The organism is uncultured Clostridium sp., assembly GCF_947036855.1.
Lineage (GTDB): Bacteria > Bacillota > Clostridia > Clostridiales > Clostridiaceae > Sarcina.
This window is the reverse complement of sequence record NZ_CAMQRY010000131.1, coordinates 1-6,002: the sequence shown is the minus strand read 5'-3', so window position 1 is coordinate 6,002 and position 6,002 is coordinate 1. Positions and strand designations below refer to the sequence as shown.

The 6,002-nt window shown below is 27.2% G+C and carries 5 protein-coding genes; 1 reads left to right on the top strand and 4 read right to left on the bottom strand.

From position 1 onward, the window contains the following. Nucleotides 1-103: 103 nt before the first annotated feature. Nucleotides 104-391 (top strand): hypothetical protein, encoded by a 288-nt coding sequence (locus Q0V15_RS11040; RefSeq protein ID WP_297438961.1) that lies wholly within the window; start codon nt 104-106, stop codon nt 389-391. A gap of 40 nt (nt 392-431) precedes the next feature. Here the strand turns inward: Q0V15_RS11040 and Q0V15_RS11035 are convergent, their stop codons facing one another. The 4 genes from Q0V15_RS11035 to Q0V15_RS11020 form a co-directional block, all read right to left on the bottom strand. Next, nucleotides 432-2,348, bottom strand: coding sequence for an MORN repeat-containing protein (locus Q0V15_RS11035; RefSeq protein WP_297438959.1), 1,917 nt, complete (start codon nt 2,346-2,348; stop codon nt 432-434). Nucleotides 2,349-2,392: 44 nt separating this feature from the next. Next, nucleotides 2,393-3,502 (bottom strand): hypothetical protein, encoded by a 1,110-nt coding sequence (locus Q0V15_RS11030; RefSeq protein WP_297438957.1) that lies wholly within the window; start codon nt 3,500-3,502, stop codon nt 2,393-2,395. Nucleotides 3,503-3,557: 55 nt separating this feature from the next. Further along, complete coding sequence (locus Q0V15_RS11025) at nt 3,558-5,195, bottom strand: hypothetical protein (RefSeq protein ID WP_297438955.1); 1,638 nt, start codon at nt 5,193-5,195, stop codon at nt 3,558-3,560. Continuing rightward, nucleotides 5,195-6,002: Hsp70 family protein (locus tag Q0V15_RS11020; protein ID WP_297438953.1), on the bottom strand; the 808-nt coding region annotated here is incomplete at its 5' end. The genes Q0V15_RS11020 and Q0V15_RS11025, both read right to left, overlap by 1 nt.

Below are 6,002 nucleotides of genomic sequence, written 5' to 3'. Positions count from 1 at the left end.
AAAATAATTAACTAAACATAATTTTATAAAAGTATCATATATCACTCAAATTTTAAATATATATTACATATAATAAAAATTTAATTTAGATGAGGTAACATATATGATTTTTAAAGATGTTAATGATGACTATTTAACTAAACTTGATACAGATGAGGAATTTGATAAAAAATTCATTCAAAATAACTTTAACCAGTTAGGTTTTAACCAAGCTAATATAAAACCTTCAAATACTTCTTTTATGCCTTTTATGCAAACACAAAACTCTAGACCAACAGTTTCAAACCTTGGTTTTTTTAATCAGTGCATTCAAGGTTTTGAACAAATTCATACTTCAAGTATGTTATTTACACCAATAGTAAGTAAAAAGTCTAGTGAACTTTTTGACTAATATTAAAGCCACCTACATTTAATTGTAGGCGGCTTTAATACTATTTAACTCTTTTATTTTCTTCCCAATTACTCATCTCTATTCTACCATCTGTAAAGTAAATTTTACCCATGCCATGTCTTTTAAAGTTTTTAAACTCACCCTCATATTTTATACCATCTGCATAAAGTATAACTCCTTGTCCATCTGCTTTTCCATTGTTGAAATTCCCCTCATAAACATCTCCATTATCGCAATATAATGCTCCATGTCCTTGTCTACGACCTTCAAAAATATCACCTATATACTTTCCTCCATTTGCATATAAAAAAGTACCTCTTCCATGTGGTGTATTATTTTTAAACTCACCATCATACTTAGAATTATCCGAATAATGTTTAACTCCAGATATTAAAACTCCTCTAGTAAAATTACCATCTATTAGTAACTTATCATTTTTTAAAACCTTACAATTACCAGTTGGAGCACCACTTTTAAACTCACCCATATATTTCATATTTTTTAAATCTGTATAAACTCCAAATCCATCAACGTTATAATTAAACTGTCCCTTATATGTACTTCCACTAACCATTGTAATCGTACCATCAATTATATCATTTTCTTTGTCTACAATATTTCCATTAAAAATATTTCCCTCTTCATCTGTCATATCTATATATTCATTATCATTTTCCACTTCAGTATTTATATCTGCTTCTTCATTATAATCATAATTTTCAGTTTCTACTTCCCCAATATTTATGATTGTATCAGTTGCTCTTTCTTCTACATCCTGCCCTGATTCTCTCTTTCCATTATTCCAAATTCCTGAAAATTCAATCAGACCATCTTCATCAAACAAAGTACCAAAACCATGCCTTTGAGCATTTTTCCATAGCCCAACATATTTATATCCATCTGAAAAAGTATAAATACCTTCTCCATTCATAATTCCATTTATAAATTCGCCTTCATATTTGTCACCATTTTCAAAATTATATAAACCTTTTTTGAAATTATCGTCCTCAAATATACCTCTAAACAATATTTGCTCATCATCTAAATATAAAGTTCCTTGTCCTGATTTTCTTCCTTGATTCCATTTACCTTCATAATATAATTCACCAAATGCATTATATAAACATCCAAAGCCATCTATATTACTATTTTTAAAATTACCAACATACTTAAAACCATCTCTATAATTTAAAGTACCAGCACCTTGCCTTGCACCATCATTCCATTGTCCTTCATATTCACTATTTCCCTCTTTATTAAAAATAGTTCCAAAACCTGTTATATCTCCCTGATTCCATTGTCCTGAATATCGCCATCCATCACTATATGTAAAAGTACCATATCCCTGTCTTACTCCAGCTACAAAACTTCCTTTGTAAACTTCATTATCACTATAGAAATACTCACCTTCACCACAAGGCTGCATATCTTTTATATGACCTTCATATCTATGTCCATTTGAATATGTAAGTATCCCTACACCATCTGTTTCTTCATTTCCAAACATACCAACAAACTGATCACCAGTAGGTAGAGACCTTACTCCTTCTCCTATTTTCTTATCATTAGAAAATTCACCTTCATAATAACTTTTATCATCATAAATAAGCTTTCCCTTTCCATCTCTTCTATCATTTGACCAATTTCCTTCATATATATCTCCATTAGAAAACTTATAAACTCCATAGCCCTCTTTTCTATCATTTTCCCAATTTCCTTCATATGATTCTTTATTTATAAACTTCATTTTTCCAAGACCTTCTCTTTTGTCATTCACAAAATAACCTTCATATTTTTCTCCACTTGGAAATATAAAAGTTCCTTTTCCATCTTTCACTTCCCCTAAAAATTCACCTTCATACTTACTTCCATCTGCATATGTAATGCTTCTAAAAATAACTTTACTACTACTATCCTCTTCTTTTTTACTTGAAAATATTTTGCTGAATATACCCATGTTGTCCTCCACTTTTCATTTCAAATTAAAAGCTCTACTTAAACTTACTCAAATAATTTTGTTACATCTAAATCAAAAACTTCGCTTTCATTATTTTTTATATTTGAACTTTCATTATTTTCTTTTATATTTTCTTTTTTAATTATTCTCTCTTCTTTTTTATCAACCTTAATGATATCAACTTTTAAATCTTTAGTTTCAATCAATCCTTTAATTTCTTCTACAATTAAGTTTCTTTCATTCTTCAATGAATTTTTAATAAATGATTGTATTCCATTAATAATATCAGTTGTATCATTTTTGCCTACTTTCTTTTGAACCTTCTCTATTATAGCACTTTGTTTTGATAATTTATTACAAATATCCTTATTTTTCTTATCTAACTCACTTATTACTTTTTCTATTTTTCCATCACTCGATTTAAATACCTCATTTAAACTTTTAATATCATGCCCTATTCCCTTAATATCTTTGCCTATATCCTTTTTATCTGATTTAGACTTTAATGAATTTATTATATTATCTTTTTCCATTAAAACTTTATCAAAACTATTTATTTTACACTCTGCATCTACAATAATTTCTATAAGTTCAAAAACACTTTTATTCATAAGTTCCTTAGTTCTACTTCCCAATACTTTACAATTCACATTTTCATCTTTTTTATCACTCACTTCAACATCCTCCTTAGACTTTTTAAACTTTTCACCTTTATAATCATCTCTTAACATATCTTCTTTCCCCAAAATGTCCTCTTCATAAATAACATCTGCAAATTTATTAAACTCTTCATTTTTATCATTCCAAAGTAAAATACATAAAGCTAATTTATCTGTATCTTCAATTTTATCCATAAAAATTTTAATATCATCAATATTTTCAAAAGACTTAACATCATTACAAATCTCATTACATTTTTCCATGACAAGTAAATTTATAGCAACTTGAACATTTTTATTCTTAACCATTCCACTTATTAATCTAATTGCTTTTTCCCTATTATAATTTTTAATTTTATCATTTTTAACCCCACCATATCTTGCCTTTAATATATTCTCTGAAATAATAAGTATATTCATATTCTCATCACTAAAACTTTTTACTATACTCTCATATATATCTTTTACAACATATTTTTTACTTTTAAAATCCATTTTATTTCCCCCATATTTTAAATATGCTACATACAAATTGCATGTAGCACTATTTTTATATTGACTCTGGAATACTTGTATCTAAAATAGTTATTCTTTTTAAAGATTCCATAGCTTCCTTATGCACATCTGCATATTCACTTTCCTTTATTATCTGATTTCTTATACCATCTTTAAGCTCCATTGAAAAATTATAATAATTTTTACTAAAGAAAATAAGTAATTTTTTCTTTATTTTACTATGCTGAGTATTTTTAAGTTTAGTTAAAAATACTTTTCCTACATCATCTCTTGGAATTCCCGTATGATAAAGGTCTATTATAATTTCAAACTTTCCAATATTACTTTCATCATCATAAGCTAAAAACTTTGTTATAGCATTTAAAAGCTTAACATTTATCTCTTGATTATTCATAGTTCTAAGTCTTTTTATTTGATGCATAGCCTCTTCTATAAGTTCTTTATCACTTGTTGCAACAAGATATTTTAAAAGTGTTATCATCTCAGTTGTTGACCCAAGCTCTACAAGTGCTGAAGACTTTATTATCTTCATTTTTTCAGTATCAGCAGCAAATTTTGATATAAAATCTTGCTTCTTAGATTTTTCTATATCTTTTGATGTAGCAAACCTTATAAGAGAATTTCTTCTTATCGCATACGATTCCTTCAAATTATTTATAGAATTCACAAGACTTATATAATCACTGTCAACTAATATATCAAGCTTACTCTTATCTATATGCTCATACCTTTCACACTTTTTAGCAATTGCAATTGCTCTTTCACTTTTATTTAATCTATTAATAAAATTTAATAGCCTATTAGTAATCCATGTACCACTATTTTTATCTTGTAATTTCTTTTCTATATCATCATAAATCTCATTTGTAACTTTGTACTTAACCCCTCCAGATAATATATTTCTTATAATATTGCTACACCTAACATTCTTAAATATATTATAAACATATCTACTTCCACTCTCATTATTTCTAACTAAATATTGAACTATCTCTCTAAATATATCTGTTTCTTCATTTGATTCACCAGTATTAACAGCTAAGAAATTTATCATACTTTCAAATTTTTCTTCTGCTTCTAAATCAACAAGTACACAAGCGGCATTTCTTCTAAATGTTGCTTTTAGTTCAAAAGTCTTAAAAACTTCACTATTAAGTTCAGATAGCATAGATTGTGATATACTCTTTAAAACTAGCTCCACACAATCATCAAAACTCCAATTCATAAGAATATTTCTATATGCCTCTATAACATCTTTTCTATAATCTAAAACTAAATCCTTTATTTTATCAAGAATCGCATCTTTATGAAGTTCTTCTGTTATTCCTCTAGTAGCATATATCATCATTTCAATAGGATTTTCACCTTGTTCAAATGAATATAATGCTTTTTGGTATATATCATCCTTATAATTCACCAAGTTTTTAATAGTAATGTTTTCAGTAGCTATAATTGAATTTACTATATCCTGCGCAGATTCATACCCTATATGCTGCTTAAATATATATTTATTTCCTTCTTTATATCTTTTAGAATCAGCACTTATACTCGCATTACTTCCCTCTATAATATCTATCGTATCTGCACTAACTGAAAAAACTTTATTAGATTCTTCATCTCCCCCACCAAGACTTTCTTTAAATTGTTTTAGTATATCTTTATAATCAGCCATTAATAAATACCTCCAACTTCACCAATACTATACTCTTCTTGAATACTTGAAATTTCTTTATTACTAAGCTGTGATTTTTCAAGTGAAATATTAATCTTTATATTTTTATTATCTTTAATATACGCTTCAAAATTTAAAACACCTTTTTCTGTATACTCAAGTTTTAAAACAATTCCACTTCCTCTTTTTATTGCATAAGGAAACTTAAGTCTTAAGTTTTCAAGTCTTTTAAGCTCTGGGTCAAAGAAACTTTGTCCTGAATAAAGTTCTAAAACAAGCTCTGTTTCTGATGTTGCCTTTATTAATTTATCAATTATTATTGGAGTTCCTGCCTTTGTATTAGCCTTTATTATAGGAACAAGAAATCCTTTTTTAACATTTAAAAATATAGTTTGTGGAAGTCTTGGTATAATATCATAAGCCTCTCTTGCTTTTCTCTCAAGTTCATTTAAATCAGCCTTTGAATCAATAATGTCATAGTGATGATAAATTGATGCACCTCTTGAAACTGACTCCATATTATCTATAAATTTTAGTGGTTCTTTATCAAAATATTTTGTAATAGTTTCAAGCACTTTAGGATACCTTATCATTCCTCCAACACAGAATATATAATCTATATCTTCCTTATCCATAAAGCAAGATTTTAAAGTTTTATTTATTGGATCTATAATATTCTCTTTTTTATTACTTTCAGATAAAAGTCGACTAATATACTCATTGTATCTCTTCATAGTCAATTTATGTTTAAAGGGACTCCCCCCTAAAACTCCTGGTTCTATAACTTGAACACTTATCTTTTCTAAA

Excerpts from the sequence above, each read along its gene's own strand:
- Q0V15_RS11040 (WP_297438961.1), top strand. The coding sequence starts at position 104 with ATGATTTTTAAAGATGTTAATGATGACTATTTAACTAAACTTGATACA.
- Q0V15_RS11035 (WP_297438959.1), bottom strand. The coding sequence starts at position 2,348 with ATGGGTATATTCAGCAAAATATTTTCAAGTAAAAAAGAAGAGGATAGT.
- Q0V15_RS11030 (WP_297438957.1), bottom strand. The coding sequence starts at position 3,502 with ATGGATTTTAAAAGTAAAAAATATGTTGTAAAAGATATATATGAGAGT.
- Q0V15_RS11025 (WP_297438955.1), bottom strand. The coding sequence starts at position 5,195 with ATGGCTGATTATAAAGATATACTAAAACAATTTAAAGAAAGTCTTGGT.